The 15443-nt window shown below is 59.9% G+C and carries 13 protein-coding genes; 11 read left to right on the forward strand and 2 right to left on the reverse strand.

Features of this window, described 5'->3' with window-relative positions; genetic code table 11:
- The coding region (locus AC4IHP_RS24465; RefSeq protein WP_490832948.1) for an immunoglobulin-like domain-containing protein at window positions 1–949 on the forward strand (949 nt) is incomplete at its 5' end.
- Between the two features lie 511 nt (window positions 950–1460).
- On the opposite strand, the gene AC4IHP_RS24470 is transcribed toward AC4IHP_RS24465, so the two are convergent.
- Both AC4IHP_RS24470 and AC4IHP_RS24475 read right to left on the reverse strand, forming a co-directional pair.
- On the reverse strand, window positions 1461–1820 hold the full coding sequence (locus AC4IHP_RS24470) for a DUF6124 family protein (RefSeq protein ID WP_490832949.1): 360 nt from the start codon (window positions 1818–1820) through the stop codon (window positions 1461–1463).
- Between the two features lie 579 nt (window positions 1821–2399).
- The gene (locus AC4IHP_RS24475) at window positions 2400–3335 is read right to left on the reverse strand and encodes a YncE family protein (protein ID WP_490832950.1); all 936 of its coding nucleotides are present in this window, start codon (window positions 3333–3335) and stop codon (window positions 2400–2402) included.
- Between the two features lie 424 nt (window positions 3336–3759).
- On the opposite strand from AC4IHP_RS24475, the gene flhA reads away from it, so the two are divergent.
- From flhA to motD, 10 genes are all read left to right on the forward strand, one after another.
- On the forward strand, window positions 3760–5889 hold the full coding sequence (gene flhA, locus AC4IHP_RS24480) for a flagellar biosynthesis protein FlhA (RefSeq protein ID WP_016771062.1): 2130 nt from the start codon (window positions 3760–3762) through the stop codon (window positions 5887–5889).
- Window positions 5890–5900: 11 nt separating this feature from the next.
- The gene (gene flhF / locus AC4IHP_RS24485) at window positions 5901–7241 is read left to right on the forward strand and encodes a flagellar biosynthesis GTPase FlhF (protein ID WP_415763314.1); all 1341 of its coding nucleotides are present in this window, start codon (window positions 5901–5903) and stop codon (window positions 7239–7241) included.
- A gap of 116 nt (window positions 7242–7357) precedes the next feature.
- On the forward strand, window positions 7358–8188 hold the full coding sequence (gene fleN / locus AC4IHP_RS24490; protein WP_016771060.1) for a flagellar synthesis regulator FleN: 831 nt from the start codon (window positions 7358–7360) through the stop codon (window positions 8186–8188).
- Entirely contained in the window at window positions 8185–8925 is a 741-nt protein-coding gene (gene fliA, locus AC4IHP_RS24495) for an RNA polymerase sigma factor FliA (protein ID WP_016771059.1), read from the forward strand. The genes fleN and fliA overlap by 4 nt, the downstream gene beginning before the upstream one ends.
- A gap of 167 nt (window positions 8926–9092) precedes the next feature.
- Complete coding sequence (locus AC4IHP_RS24500; RefSeq protein ID WP_024012118.1) at window positions 9093–9464, forward strand: chemotaxis response regulator CheY; 372 nt, start codon at window positions 9093–9095, stop codon at window positions 9462–9464.
- A gap of 18 nt (window positions 9465–9482) precedes the next feature.
- Window positions 9483–10271 carry a protein phosphatase CheZ gene (locus tag AC4IHP_RS24505; protein WP_016771058.1) on the forward strand — a complete coding sequence of 263 codons (789 nt, stop codon included), beginning with the start codon at window positions 9483–9485 and terminating at the stop codon, window positions 10269–10271.
- Window positions 10272–10325: 54 nt separating this feature from the next.
- Complete coding sequence (locus AC4IHP_RS24510; RefSeq protein WP_490832951.1) at window positions 10326–12599, forward strand: chemotaxis protein CheA; 2274 nt, start codon at window positions 10326–10328, stop codon at window positions 12597–12599.
- 49 nt (window positions 12600–12648) lie between these two features.
- Window positions 12649–13794, forward strand: coding sequence for a protein-glutamate methylesterase/protein-glutamine glutaminase (locus AC4IHP_RS24515; RefSeq protein WP_460117500.1), 1146 nt, complete (start codon window positions 12649–12651; stop codon window positions 13792–13794).
- Window positions 13794–14534, forward strand: a complete 741-nt coding sequence (locus tag AC4IHP_RS24520) for a flagellar motor protein (RefSeq protein ID WP_039763601.1) — start codon at window positions 13794–13796, stop codon at window positions 14532–14534. Before AC4IHP_RS24515 ends, AC4IHP_RS24520 begins: the two co-directional genes overlap by 1 nt.
- 12 nt (window positions 14535–14546) lie before the next feature.
- Complete coding sequence (gene motD, locus AC4IHP_RS24525) at window positions 14547–15437, forward strand: flagellar motor protein MotD (RefSeq protein ID WP_016771054.1); 891 nt, start codon at window positions 14547–14549, stop codon at window positions 15435–15437.
- Window positions 15438–15443 lie beyond the last annotated feature (6 nt).

A 15443-nucleotide genomic window follows, 5' to 3' on the forward strand; every position in this document is an offset into this window, starting at 1 on the left:
CAGCGCTCACAGCATCACGGTCAAGGCGTTGTACGGCAGTAATCCGGTGTCGGCGGCGCGGACCTTTACCGTGGCGGCAGCTGTCACGCCAAGTGTTACCAGGGTGAGAGATTCTCAGGGTAACAACATTTCTCCCGGCAGCACGACCACTGCAACCACCGTGTATGTCAGTGGCAGTGCGTCAATAAATGCCAGCGTCGAAGTTCGCGATAACGGTAACGTGAAACAGAACGCACCGGTCAATAGCAGCGGTGGATGGGGAGAGGTCAGCTTCTCAGTGGGTGTCGGTACTCACAGCATTACCGCCAGAGCGCTCTATGGCAGTAATCCGGTGTCGAATGTCTGGTCGTTCGAAGTGAAATCCCCCGTTCCGCCACTAAGTTTTGGGCAGGATGTCGCTCTCTCCCTGACCACTTACCACGTTGCCCGGGGACGGCCGCCAACCAATCCGCCAGCTCATGCGACCTATACACGCACAGCGACGGGGGGGGAGCCGGGTTATAGCTATTCATCCAGCAACGCTAACGTCGCCGTGATTGATCAGAACGGCAGGGTGGTGCCAGTCGGGAACGGGCAGGCAGTTATGACGGCCACGGACAGCAAGGGCCGAACAGCCACTCATACGGTGACTATCTCGGGCATCAGAGTATGGGTTTGCCCTGGCGGTAACCACAATATGTATAACGGCCCCGCTGTCCTCGCAGCGCACGGCCTGCGCTTTCCGGTAATGGACGAACTGCGTCAGTTCTGGGCATCCTACGCAGCCCATCAACCTTCCGTCGCCTATTTCGTTGGTTGGTCGGCCTCGCCTTCTCCCGATCTCAATAGTGCGTTCTGGTCCGGTGAGATTCATTCCAGCAACCATTGGTGGAGGAAAAACCTCAACAACGGCGGTGAGGACGGAGGAATCAATTTTGGTTATAACAATCTGGCCGGAATAGTCATCTAGCTTGTTGTGTTAGCGGTCGATTGGCGGGTGGGTGCATTTAAACTCCCCGCCGGGCCTGGGCACGACTTCTGACATAGGTGCTGAGCATCTGATCCTTTCAGCTCTGGTTTTGCGGTTTTTTTACCAATCTGTAGGGGCGAGCTTGCTCGCGATGTGGCGATAGCGTGGGTTTATGGGCAAGTGCTTTGCACTAAGTCCGGCCCGCGCAATCGAGCGTTTACCGGATGCTCCGATAACTCTCTGTTTTCTACCCCCTGAAGGTTGGAATGCTTTTTGCGGCAGCCGTGCGTCCGTTCGTAGGCATAAAAAACGCAGGAGTAACGGTTATCGGCTTGATCCCGATAGCTGACATCTCCGTCGGAGAAAAACCCTATCCGACGGCTATCAGCACGGCCACTCCCGGCAAAGTCATGCATCCACCAAGATTGCGCGTTCGGCTGTGGAGGGGACGCGGAGCGTCCCGGGCTGCATTCCCACGCGGGAGCGTGGGAACGATCAGCGGTAAGCCATGCTATTGCGGCATTTCCAGGTTATCCAGCACCCGATTCACCGCCAGTTCCCCGAGCATGATCAACTGCGCCATCCCCATCAGCGTCCGCCGCTGCGATGGCTTTACCAGCCCGGCAAATTCCTGGGCGACGGTTTTGGCCGAGGCGAGGGTTTCGCAGGCGTTGGCCAGCAGGTCTTCGTTTTTAGTGTCGGCGGTGACGGCGTACATGGCGCGGGGACTGAACGGCGGTGGGGTCGAGCCGGGTGGGCAGAGGTAGTGGTCGAGTGCGCGGTCGGCGGCTTGGTGGAGTTTTTTTGCGTCGAGGGATTCGTAGGGGGAGGTGGGGTCGGATTCGGGTGGGTTGGTTGTTGGTTTGATCATGGTGAAGCTCCTTTGAAGTGGAGCTGCTACAACCTGTCGCTAAACAGGGAGGGTGGCGGCTGTACGCGGGTTAGCGAACCGGTCAAAGGCACCCGGCAGACTCGAAGGTCTCCCGCATACAGCCACCATGACGAAATCGCGACAATACAGATCCGCAACGAAGCCTGGAACGCTGATGCACCTTTGACTTGAGTTCGAGTCGCTAAACCCGATCGCTGATTCGTCAGCGATCGGACCACAATAGAACCCGCCCCCCAAGGCGCACAAGCCGGCGGATTCTGGCTTGGCTGTAAGTAATGGCGCAAGGATTTGTAGCCTTGAGACCGTGTCTGCAGGTGTCTTTTAAACACCTGAGTTTAAAAGGCGATTTGCGCTGCCTTCACTGGCCCCTTCGCGAGCTCGCTCCCACAAGGAAATGCGTTCCACAAGGTGGGAGAGCCTGCTCGCGAGGGACATGCCGGTCAGCGGAGTGGTTATATAAATCCGTCCCGCAATGGGTCGTATTTCAAGATTATTTGAGCTGAAGATCGCCGCGTTCGACAGCCCTGTAGCCATTGTCGAAGTCGGCGATCTTTTCTTTCACTCCTGATAAAGCACATACATGCCGTTGGCAGCGGTTGCCAATACCTCCCTCAGATCGGTCTTGCCTGTATCAATAAAACGCACAGCCTCCAGACTCCCGGCATCCAGAACCCATATGCGACCGGAGGTGTATGACACGACGAATATCTGTTTGCCGTCTGCGCTGACCGATACGTGCCGGGGGGATTTCTCGCTCGAGGAAGCCTTTATGACCTTATGCGTTGCCGTATCAATCAGCAAAATTTGACTGGATGTTATGTCAGCGACGTACAGGTGAGCGCCGTCGGGGCTCAGTGCCATTGAGTACGCGAGTCCGGGGATCGAGATTCTTGCTACGAGCCTCCAGCTATCGGTGTCGATTACGTCAATGGCTGTAGGGTCGGCATTGGCTTGCGCATCACCCACATTGGCCAGGTACAAACGCGGTTGCTTGGGGTTGGCTGCAAGTTCGTAAGGCCATGGTTCGATCACCAGTGTCTGGGTGACTGTCTGGGTGGAGGCGTCGATTGCTTTCAGAAACCCTTTTACTGAATGCGGTTCCAGAGTGCCGCAGGCGTAAAGGGTTCGGCCGTTTGAACTTCCCACCATAAAAGGCGTACTGCCTCCGAGATCGGCGCCTTGGCTCAATTTATGGGTTTGGGTGTTGATCTGCCAAATATGCTGCGAGTAGCGACTGTGGACATATGCCCGAGAGCCGTCGGGTGTCAGGCTTGCCAACTGTTCACCGCCCACTTTTGGCGAATAGCTGTGAACGATGGCGTGGGTTCGAGTATCCATGGCACGGATATAGCTGATGCTGCCGTCGTAGGTGGACACAAAATACAACAAAGAAGCATCCGGACTGAGCCTGAGGCCATGCAGGCCCTTGATCATCACGATGTTTTCGTTGGGCAATTCAAGTTGGAACGCAGCTACATCGGTTGAGTGGTTCATGGCCGGGATCCTTGAGCCTTGGGAGACTCGCAGTAGGCCATAGGTTCGCGCGCCTGCCACCTGTCAGGTCTGACAGTTGTGACCCTCTTTCAGATCGACGATCACGCATGATCGACCTGCATTCGACTGATAAGCAGGGCGGCATGGTTTTATCCCTGATCCACTTGAGAAGCGGCCTCCCAAGTGATCATCGTCGCGAGCAAGACATGTCTCACAAAGGGTGCATGCTAGCGGCAAGTTTTGTGGTGCCTCGGCACCTATGGGAGCGGGCTTGCTCGCGAAGGGGTCATTGCGACTTCAACAAATCCCCCCGCCAAATCCGCTCGTTTTCAATCCACCGCAAAAGTTGGAAAGCTTCTTGCAGTAGCCGCCCTGCGCCCGTTCGGGGCGTCAAAAGTTTGCTTTAAAGGAACGGGGAAAACCGGTGGATCGCACTCAGTTATTCAATACAGCACGCACCAACGTTGCCGACCTCAGTCGAGGCAATCTGGGCGTGCCGTTGTTGCTGCTGGTCATGCTGGCGATGATGATGTTGCCGGTGCCGCCGTTCCTGCTCGACGTCTTCTTCACCTTCAACATTGCCCTGTCGATCGTCGTCCTGCTGGTCTGCGTGTATGCGCTGCGGCCGCTGGATTTCGCTGTGTTCCCGACCATTCTGCTGGTGGCAACGCTACTGCGCCTGGCGTTGAACGTGGCCTCGACGCGGGTGGTGATGCTCCACGGTCAGGACGGCCACGCCGCTGCCGGTAAGGTGATTCAGGCCTTCGGTGAGGTGGTGATCGGCGGTAACTACGTGGTCGGTATCGTGGTCTTCGCGATTCTGATGATCATCAACTTCGTCGTGGTGACCAAGGGTGCCGGGCGGATTTCCGAAGTGAGCGCGCGCTTCACCCTCGATGCGATGCCCGGCAAACAAATGGCGATCGACGCCGACCTCAACGCCGGCCTGATCGACCAGAATCAAGCCAAGTCGCGCCGTCAGGAAGTCGCCCAAGAGGCCGAGTTCTACGGTTCGATGGACGGTGCCAGCAAGTTCGTCCGCGGTGACGCCATCGCCGGCCTGCTGATTCTGTTCATCAACCTCATTGGCGGCATGGCCGTGGGTATCTTCCAGCACGGCATGAGCTTCGGCGATGCGGGCAAGGTTTACGCCTTGCTGACCATCGGTGACGGTTTAGTGGCGCAATTGCCATCACTGTTGTTATCTACAGCAGCGGCGATCATGGTGACCCGTGCGTCCGGCTCGGAAGACATGGGCAAGCAGATCAACCGCCAGATGTTCGCCTCGCCGAAAGCGCTGGCCGTGGCCGCTGGTTTGATGGCAGTGATGGGCCTGGTGCCGGGCATGCCGCACTTCTCCTTCCTGAGCATGGCTGCGCTGGCCGCAGGCGGCGCGTACCTGTTCTGGAAGAAGCAGAACGTTGCCAAGGTCGTGGCGCTGGAAGAGGTCAAGCGTCAGCAGGAACTGCTGCCGTCGCCGGCGCGCGCCATGGAAACCAAAGAACTGGGCTGGGACGACGTTACGCCGATCGACATGATTGGTCTGGAAGTCGGCTATCGCCTGATCCCTCTGGTGGACCGCAATCAGGGTGGGCAATTGCTCGCGCGGATCAAGGGCGTGCGCAAGAAGCTCTCGCAGGATCTGGGCTTCCTGATGCCGACCGTGCACATCCGCGACAACCTCGATCTGGCGCCGAGCGCGTATCGCCTGACCCTGATGGGGGTGATTCTGGCCGAGGCCGAGATCTACCCGGATCGCGAACTGGCGATCAACCCGGGCCAGGTCTACGGCTCGCTCAACGGGATCAACGCCAAAGATCCGGCTTTCGGCCTAGAGGCGGTGTGGATCGAAATCAGCCAGCGCGCCCAGGCGCAATCGCTCGGCTACACCGTGGTCGACGCCAGCACCGTGGTCGCCACGCACTTGAACCAGATTCTGTACAAGCACTCCAGTGAGCTGATCGGCCACGAGGAAGTGCAGCAACTCATGCAATTGCTGGCCAAGAGCTCGCCGAAACTGGCAGAAGAGCTGGTACCGGGCGTGGTTTCGCTGTCGCAGTTGCTCAAGGTTCTGCAAGCGCTGCTCGCCGAGCACGTGCCGGTGCGCGACATCCGCAGCATCGCCGAAGCGATCGCGAACAACGCCGCGAAGAGTCAAGATACCGCCGCGCTGGTCGCCGCTGTGCGGGTCGGCGTATCCCGTGCAATCGTCCAAAGCATTGTAGGTACTGAGTCCGAGCTGCCTGTGATCACATTGGAACCAAGGTTGGAACAGATATTGCTCAATAGTCTGCAGAAGGCAGGACAAGGCTCGGAAGAGGGCGTCCTGCTGGAGCCGAGCATGGCCGAGAAGCTGCAACGTTCGTTGATCGAAGCGGCCCAGCGTCAGGAAATGCAAGGCCAACCGGTGATCCTGCTGGTAGCAGGCCCGATTCGCGCGATGCTCTCGCGCTTCGGTCGCCTCGCGGTGCCAGGGCTGCATGTGCTGGCCTACCAGGAAGTACCGGACAACAAGCAAGTGACCATCGTTGCGACAGTAGGGCCCAACGGCTGAGGTAGTGGTTTATGCAAGTTAAGCGTTTTTTCGCCGCCGATATGCGTCAGGCCATGAAGCTGGTTCGCGATGAGCTGGGCGCTGATGCCGCCATCATCGGCAACCGCCGCATTGCCGGCGGCGTCGAGTTGACGGCGGCTCTGGATTACAAATTGTCGGCGCTGGCGCCACGGGTTCCGAACATGGAACTCGAAGACGAGCTGCGCAAGACCCAGTCGCGCATCGTCACCGCCCAGGCCGAACTGAGCCTGCGTGGCGAAGCCGACGGCAACACCAATCAGCAATTGTTTGCCGGGCTGCCATTGACCGCAGGCCTGCCGCTGACCGCTGCCGAGCCGCTGAGCGAGCCGACCTACGCCGCACCGACGCGTCCGGCCGCAGCACCTGCGCAGGCCTCGGCAGGTGTCGATCCGCGTGCGCTGGATTCGATGCGTTTTGAATTGAACAGCCTGCGCGAGTTGATGGAAGTGCAACTCGGCACCCTGGCCTGGAATCAGCTGCAAGGCAGCCGTCCGGCCCAGGCCAATCTGTATCGCCGTCTGCAGCGTATTGGCCTGTCCGGCCCGCTGTCGCGCGACCTGTTGGCGCTGATCACCGATATCGAAGAACCCCGTCAGGCCTGGCGCATGCTGCTGGCGCACCTGGCGCGGATGATTGCCGTACCGGAAGTCGAGCCGCTGGAAGAGGGCGGTGTGATTGCCATGGTCGGCCCCGCCGGCATGGGCAAGACCACCACGCTGGCCAAGCTCGCCGCGCGTTATGTGCTCAAGTACGGCGCGCAGAATGTTGCGCTGGTCAGTATGGACAGCTTCCGCATCGGCGCGCAGGAACAACTGAAAACCCTCGGGCGCATCCTCAACGTGCCGGTGACGCACGTCGATCCCGGCCAGTCGCTGGTGCAGGCATTGGATCCACTGCTACGCAAACGCGTGGTTTTGATCGATACTGCCGGGCTGCAAGCCAGTGATCCGGCGTTGCGCATGCAGCTCGAGAGCCTGGCCGGGCGTGGCATTCGCTCAAAAAATTATCTGGTCCTGGCAACCACCAGCCAGAAACAGGTTCTAACCGCCGCTTATCACAGTTACAAGCGTTGCGGGCTCGCCGGTTGCATCCTGACTAAACTGGATGAAACGGCCAGTCTCGGCGAAGTGTTGAGCCTGGCGATCAGTCATGAATTGCCGGTCGCGTACCTGACCGATGGCCCACGGATTCCGGATGATCTGCATCTGCCGCGCCGTCATCAACTGGTCAGCCGCGCCGTCAGCGTGCAAATGCAGGAAGAACCCAGCGAAGAAGCCATGGCTGACATGTTCGCTGATATCTATCACAGCCCGACCAAGCAGGTTGGCTGAGGTAATCATGAACAGTTTTTGTACCTACATCGATGGTCTGCCACGCATTGTTCCGATCGTGAACGCGCAGCCAGTAATGTGGCCTCCGTCTATGCAAGACAAGGTAAAGAAATAACATGGGCAGCATGCATCCCGTACAGGTGATCGCGGTGACCGGCGGCAAAGGTGGCGTCGGCAAGACTAACGTGTCAGTGAACTTGTCGCTGGCGCTGGCAGAGCTTGGCCGTCGGGTCATGCTGCTGGACGCCGACCTGGGCCTGGCCAACGTCGACGTTCTGCTGGGGCTGACACCCAAGCGCACACTGGCCGACGTCATCGAAGGCCGTTGCGAACTGCGCGACGTGCTGTTGCAGGGCCCGGGCGGGATTCGCATCGTGCCGGCGGCCTCCGGCACGCAGAGCATGGTGCACCTGAGCCCGGCGCAACACGCTGGCCTGATCCAGGCGTTCAGCGACATCGGCGACAATCTCGACGTGCTGGTGATCGACACCGCTGCGGGCATTGGTGACTCGGTAGTCAGTTTCGTACGCGCCGCGCAAGAGGTGTTGCTGGTGGTCTGCGACGAGCCGACTTCGATCACCGACGCTTACGCGCTGATCAAGTTGCTCAACCGCGACTACGGCATGAACCGCTTCCGCGTGCTGGCCAACATGGCGCAGAGCCCGCAGGAAGGGCGCAACCTGTTCGCCAAGTTGACCAAGGTCACGGATCGCTTCCTCGACGTCGCCCTACAATACGTCGGCGCCGTGCCGTACGACGAAAGCGTGCGCAAAGCGGTGCAGAAGCAGCGCGCCGTCTACGAAGCCTTTCCCCGTTCCAAGTGCGCGCTGGCCTTCAAGGCCATTGCCCAGAAGGTCGACACCTGGCCGCTGCCGGCCAACCCGCGCGGGCACCTGGAATTTTTCGTCGAGCGTCTCGTGCAGCAAACCGCAGGGCCTGTGATATGACCGCCAGTGGCATGAATCTTTACAAAAAGTCGGCGCGTGACGCGCAATACGAATTGATCGAGCGCTACGCGCCACTGGTCAAGCGCATTGCCTATCACTTGCTGGCGCGCCTGCCGGCAAGCGTGCAGGTCGAAGACCTGATCCAGGCCGGGATGATCGGTTTGCTGGAAGTCTCGACCAAATACGACGCCAGCAAAGGCGCCAGTTTCGAAACGTACGCGGGCATTCGAATCCGCGGCGCGATGCTCGATGAAGTGCGCAAAGGTGACTGGGCGCCACGCTCGGTTCACCGTAATACCAGGATGGTCAGCGACGCGATTCGCTCGATTGAAGCTAAAACCGGCCGTGACGCTAAAGATCACGAGGTTGCGGCCGAACTCCAATTGAGTCTCGACGATTACTACGGGATTCTGAATGACACCTTGGGCAGTCGCCTGTTCAGTTTCGACGACCTGCTGCAGGACGGCGAACACGAAGGGCTGCACGAGGATGGCGCGAGTGCTCATATGGAGCCGTCACGCGATCTGGAAGATGAACGCTTCCAGGCGGCGCTGGCGGACGCGATTGCCAATTTGCCGGAGCGTGAGCGACTGGTGTTGGCGCTGTACTACGACGAAGAGCTGAACCTTAAGGAAATCGGTGAAGTCCTTGGCGTCAGTGAATCGCGGGTCAGCCAGTTACACAGCCAGTGCGCGGCCCGTCTGCGGGGGCGTTTGGGGGAGTGGCGAGCGCGCTGAAGGCAGTGTGGGGACACTGCGAAACGAGGCTGGTGCGGTGATGAACGGCGCCGGTCTCGATCCGTTGTGCTCCAGACAAACTTCGAGTGCTATGCCGATTGATTGAAGTGGCGCGTCCAGGTGCTGGGCGCGTTTAAGACTGCTTGGAGGTCGAATTGAACAAAGACATGAAAATCCTCATCGTTGATGACTTCTCAACGATGCGGCGGATCATCAAGAACCTGCTGCGCGATCTTGGGTTCACCAACACCGTCGAGGCCGACGATGGCACCACTGCCATTCCGGTGCTCAACAGCGGCAGCATCGACTTTCTGGTAACGGACTGGAACATGCCTGGCATGACCGGTATCGACCTGCTGCGTCACGTGCGCGCCGATGAAAAACTCAAGCACCTCCCGGTGTTGATGGTGACTGCTGAAGCCAAGCGCGAGCAGATCATCGAGGCCGCTCAGGCCGGTGTGAACGGTTACGTGGTCAAACCTTTCACGGCTCAAGCGTTGAAAGACAAAATCGAGAAGATTTTCGAACGCATCGGCTGATGAATGCGCGGGGGAGCTATGGAGCATAACGAATCATCACAGGGCGATTTCGAATCGACCCTGAAAAAACACGCGGTCGAACTGGTCGAGAGCCTTGAAAAAGGCAAGTTCGGCGACGCGGTGCAACTGATCCATGAGCTCAATCAGACCCGTGACCGCGGCCTGTATCAGGAAGTGGGCAAGCTCACACGTGAACTGCACAGTGCGATCGTCAATTTCCAGATCGATCCGCACATGCCGCAGGCCGAGGAAGTGTCGCAAATCACCGACGCCACCGAACGCCTGGGCTATGTGGTCAAGCTGACGGAAGCCGCGGCCAACCGCACCATGGATCTGGTGGAGAGCGCCACGCCGGTGGTCAACAGTCTCGCTGATGAAGCGCAGACGTTGAGCGCCGATTGGGGCCGCTTCATGCGTCGCGAGGTCGGGGCTGAAGAGTTCCGCGAACTGGCGCGCCGGGTCGACGGTTTTCTGTCACGCAGCAGCACGGACAACCGTGCGGTGTCGAGCAACCTCAACGACATCCTGCTGGCTCAGGATTACCAGGACCTCACAGGTCAAGTGATCAAGCGTGTGACCCAACTGGTCACCGAAGTCGAAAGCAATCTGCTCAAACTCGTGCTCATGGCCAGTCAGGTCGACCGCTTTGCGGGCATCGAACATGACCGCGCTGCAATGCTTGCTGAAAAAGATCCACAAAAACATCTCTCGCAGGGTGAAGGTCCGCAGATTCATGCCGATAAACGAGAAGACGTTGTGTCCGGTCAGGACGATGTGGACGATTTGTTATCCAGCCTTGGATTCTAGAGTTTCGGAATTTCAGGTTTTTTGGGTTTTTAGACCTGTAGGAGCACCCCATTAATGAGCTTCGGCGCCGATGAAGAGATCCTTCAGGATTTCCTGGTTGAGGCCGGCGAGATTCTTGAGCAACTGTCCGAACAACTGGTCGAGCTGGAAAGCCGTCCGGATGATGCAGATCTGCTCAATGCAATTTTTCGCGGTTTCCACACTGTAAAAGGGGGCGCCGGCTTCCTTCAGCTCAATGAGCTGGTGGAGTGCTGTCACATCGCCGAAAACGTGTTCGACATCCTGCGCAAGGGTGAGCGTCGCGTTGATGCAGAACTGATGGACGTGGTGCTCGAAGCACTGGACGCGGTGAACAGCATGTTCAGCGAAGTCCGTGAGCGTGCACCGATCACCGCCGCCACGCCGGAGCTGCTGGCCGCGCTGGCGCGTCTGGCCGAGCCGCAATCGGCGGATGAAGCCGTTGCTGCACCGGTAGAAGCGGTGGAAGAACCGGTCGCTGAAAGCGCATCGGAAGACATCACCGATAACGAATTCGAACAACTGCTGGACTCGCTGAATGCCGTCAAGGCCCAGGCCGAGGCCCCGGCTGCTGTTGTTGCTCCAGCGCCGGTTGCCGACACGGCGGCGAGCGATGAAATCACCGACGCCGAATTTGAATCGCTGCTCGATCAGCTGCACGGCAAGGGCCAGTTTGCTGTCGATGCGGTCGCTCCGGCGCCAGCACCGGCGGCTCCGGCCGCGCCTGCTGCGGGCGACAGCTCGGACATCACCGACGACGAATTCGAAGCCTTGCTCGATCAGTTGCATGGCAAGGGCAACTTCGCCGTTGACGCGCTGGAATCGGCTATCGCTTCGGCTCCGTCAGCACCTGCTGCACCGGCAGCCGCTGCGGCCGGCAGTGACCTGATCAGCGATCACGAATTCGAATCGCTGCTCGACGAACTGCACGGCAAAGGCAAGTTTGACGCCAGCGCTGCGACTGCCGGCTCTGCGTCGAGCGTCGCCACGCCAGCGGCGAAAGCTCCGGCTGCCGCTGCTGCGCCGAAGCCTGCGGCCAAGCCTGAAGCGAAAGCCGAGGCGCCGAAACCGGCCGCCGCTGCTGCACCGGCTGCGGCCCGTGCGCCAGCTGCTGCCCCGGCAGAAAAACCGGCCAGCGAAGCGGAAACCACCGTACGCGTCGACACCGCACGGCTCGACGAGATCATGAACATGGTCGGCGAGCTGGTGCTGGTGCGTAACCGTCTGGTGCGGCTGGGCCTCAACAGCGGCGACGAAGCCATGTCCAAGGCCGTGTCGAACCTCGACGTGGTCACCGCTGACCTGCAGACCGCCGTGATGAAAACGCGGATGCAGCCGATCAAGAAGGTCTTCGGGCGCTTCCCGCGTCTGGTTCGCGACCTCGCACGTCAGCTGAAGAAAGAGATCAACCTGGAACTGGTGGGTGAAGAAACCGACCTCGACAAAAACCTTGTCGAGGCTCTGGCCGACCCGCTGGTCCACTTGGTGCGCAACGCCGTCGACCATGGCATCGAGTCGCCGGAAGAACGTGAAGCATCGGGCAAGGCCCGTGGCGGACGCGTGGTGCTGGCGGCCGAGCAGGAAGGCGACCACATCCTGCTGTCGATCTCCGACGACGGCAAAGGCATGGACCCGAACGTCCTGCGTTCGATCGCGGTGAAACGCGGCGTGATGGACAAGGACGCGGCCGATCGCCTGAGCGATACCGAGTGCTACAACCTGATTTTCGCTCCGGGTTTCTCGACCAAGACCGAGATCTCCGACGTGTCCGGCCGTGGTGTCGGCATGGACGTGGTGAAGACCAAGATTTCCCAGCTCAACGGTTCGATCAACATCTACTCGACCAAGGGCCAGGGTTCGAAGATCGTCATCAAGGTGCCGCTGACTCTGGCGATCATGCCGACCCTGATGGTCATGCTCGGCAATCAGGCGTTCGCGTTCCCGCTGGTCAACGTCAACGAAATCTTCCACCTCGACCTGTCGACCACCAACGTGGTCGACGGTCAGGAAGTGGTGATCGTGCGCGACAAGGCGCTGCCATTGTTTTACCTCAAGCGCTGGCTGGTCAGCTCCGCCGCTCACGAAGAGCAGCGCGAAGGCCATGTGGTGATTCTTTCGGTGGGCACTCAGCGGATCGGCTTCGTCGTCGATCAGCTGGTCGGCCAGGAAGAAGTGGTCATCAAGCCATTGGGCAAAATGCTCCAGGGCACTCCAGGCATGTCCGGCGCCACCATCACCGGTGACGGCCGCATTGCGCTGATCCTCGATGTTCCAAGCATGCTCAAGCGTTACGCCACAAAGCGTATTTGAATCCGGGGCGGCGGCGCGATGACGCGCCGCTGCACCTAATGGAGTGTTTATGGCAGTCAAAGTCCTGGTGGTGGACGATTCGGGTTTTTTCCGCCGCCGCGTCTCGGAAATTCTTTCGGCGGATCCGAGCATCCAGGTGGTCGGCACGGCCACCAACGGTAAAGAGGCGATCGATCAGGCCATGGCCCTCAAGCCTGACGTGATCACCATGGACTACGAGATGCCAATGATGGACGGCATCACGGCAGTGCGGCACATCATGCAGCGCTGCCCGACCCCGGTGTTGATGTTCTCCTCGCTGACGCATGAAGGTGCACGGGTAACCCTCGATGCGCTGGACGCCGGCGCGGTGGATTTCCTGCCGAAGAATTTCGAAGACATCTCGCGCAACCCCGAGAAGGTCAAGCAACTGCTGTGCGAGAAAGTCCACAGCATCTCGCGCAGCAATCGTCGTTTCAGTGCCTACAGCGCGCCGGCTCCCGCCGCTGCGCCAGCGCCGACGCCTGCTCCGGCAGCGTCGAGCTACGGCAGCCACACGAACCACAGCAGCCCTGTCCCTGCACGTCCGGCGCCTGCGCCAGCGCCTGCCCGTGCATCCGCCGCCAGCGCTTCGTCGCCGGCACCGAAACGCAAAGCCTACAAACTGGTAGCCATCGGCACTTCGACTGGCGGCCCGGTCGCGCTGCAACGTGTACTGACGCAATTGCCGGCGAATTTCCCGGCACCGATCGTGCTGATCCAGCACATGCCGGCGGCGTTCACCAAAGCGTTTGCCGAACGTCTCGACAAGCTCTGCCGCATCAGCGTCAAGGAAGCCGAAGATGGCGACATCCTGCGTCCGGGCCTGGCGCTGCTGGCGCCGGGTGGCAAGCAGATGATGATCGACGGCCGTGGCGCGGTGAAGATTCTGCCGGGCGACGAGCGTCTGAATTACAAGCCGTGCGTGGACATCACTTTCGGTTCTGCAGCCAAGTCCTACGGCGACAAAGTTCTGGCAGTGGTCCTCACCGGTATGGGCGCCGACGGCCGCGAAGGCGCGCGTCTGCTCAAGCAGGGCGGCAGTTCGGTGTGGGCGCAGGACGAAGCCAGTTGCGTGATTTATGGCATGCCGATGGCCATCGTCAAAGCCGATCTGGCTGACGCGGTGTACGGTCTGGACGACATCGGCAAGCACATCGTCGAGGCGTGTATCTGATGGATGTTCTCAGCCTTATCGGCCTCATCATGGCGTTCGTCGCCATCATCGGCGGCAACTACCTTGAAGGCGGCCACCTCGGCGCGCTGGCCAACGGCCCGGCGGCGCTGATCGTGCTGGGCGGCACGGTCGGTGCCGCGCTGCTGCAATCGCCGATGAGCGCGTTCAAGCGCGCCATGCAGATTCTCGCCTGGATCTTCTTTCCGCCGCGTGTCGACCTGGCCGGCGGCATCGACCGCGTGGTCAATTGGAGCCTGACGGCGCGCAAGGAAGGCTTGCTTGGCCTCGAAGGCGTGGCCGACGCCGAACCCGACAGCTACTCGCGCAAGGGCCTGCAACTGCTGGTCGACGGCGCCGAGCCGGAAGCCATTCGCAGCATCCTCGAAGTGGATTTCTACACCCAGGAATCCCGCGATATCGAAGCAGCCAAAGTGTTCGAAAGCATGGGCGGCTATGCGCCGACCATCGGCATCATCGGTGCGGTGATGGGCCTGATTCACGTGATGGGCAACCTCGCCGATCCGTCGCAACTGGGTAACGGCATTGCCGTGGCGTTCGTCGCGACCATCTACGGCGTGGCCAGTGCCAACCTGATCCTCTTGCCGGTCGCGGCCAAGCTCAAGTCCATCGCGTTGCGGCAGTCGCGTTATCGCGAAATGTTGCTGGAAGGAATTCTGTCGATCGCCGAAGGTGAAAACCCTCGTTCCATTGAGTTGAAGCTGCAAGGCTTCATGGACTAAGGGAATAACCTCATGGCTCGTCGTCGCCACCAGGAAGAACACGTTAACCACGAGCGCTGGCTCGTGTCCTACGCGGATTTCATCACCTTGTTGTTCGCGTTCTTCGTGGTGATGTACTCGATTTCGTCGATCAACGAAGGCAAGTACAAAGTCATCTCCGAAGCGCTGATCGGCGTATTTACCGACTCCGACCGCTCGCTCAAACCGATTCCGATCGGCGACGAACGACCGAAAACCGTGACCCCGGCCAAGCCGCTGGTCAAGGATGCCGAGCAGGTCGACGCCGGTATTTCCGGGGCCAGCGATCCTTTGAAAAGCATCGCCGATGACATCAGCGCCGCCTTCGGTGATTTGATCAGCTCCAACCAGATGACCGTGCGCGGTAACGAGTTGTGGGTCGAGATCGAGCTCAATTCCAGCCTGTTGTTTGGCAGCGGCGACGCCATGCCGAGCGACATCGCGTTCAACATTATCGACAAGGTTGCGGCGATCCTCAAACCGTTCGACAACCCGATCCACGTCGAAGGCTTCACCGACGATCAACCGATCCGCACCGCGCAGTACCCGACCAACTGGGAGCTGTCCTCGGCGCGTTCGGCGAGCATCGTGCGCATGCTCGCCATGCAGGGTGTAAATCCTGGGCGACTGGCATCGGTGGGCTACGGCGAATTCCAGCCAGTGGCCAACAACGCCACGGTCGAAGGCCGGGCGAAGAACCGTCGTGTGGTACTGGTGGTCTCGCGCAATCTCGATGTGCGCCGCAGCCTCACCGGCACCGGAACCGCCAATGCGCAACCGGATGCGGCGTTGAAGCGCGCTGGCACACAAACTGCACCGACCCCGGTCAAGACGCCGGGACGCGAGAGTGCCGTCAATTCTCCGTCGCCCGCATTAACACGCTGAAGCATG

The organism is Pseudomonas sp. UF-293 (assembly GCF_058245595.1).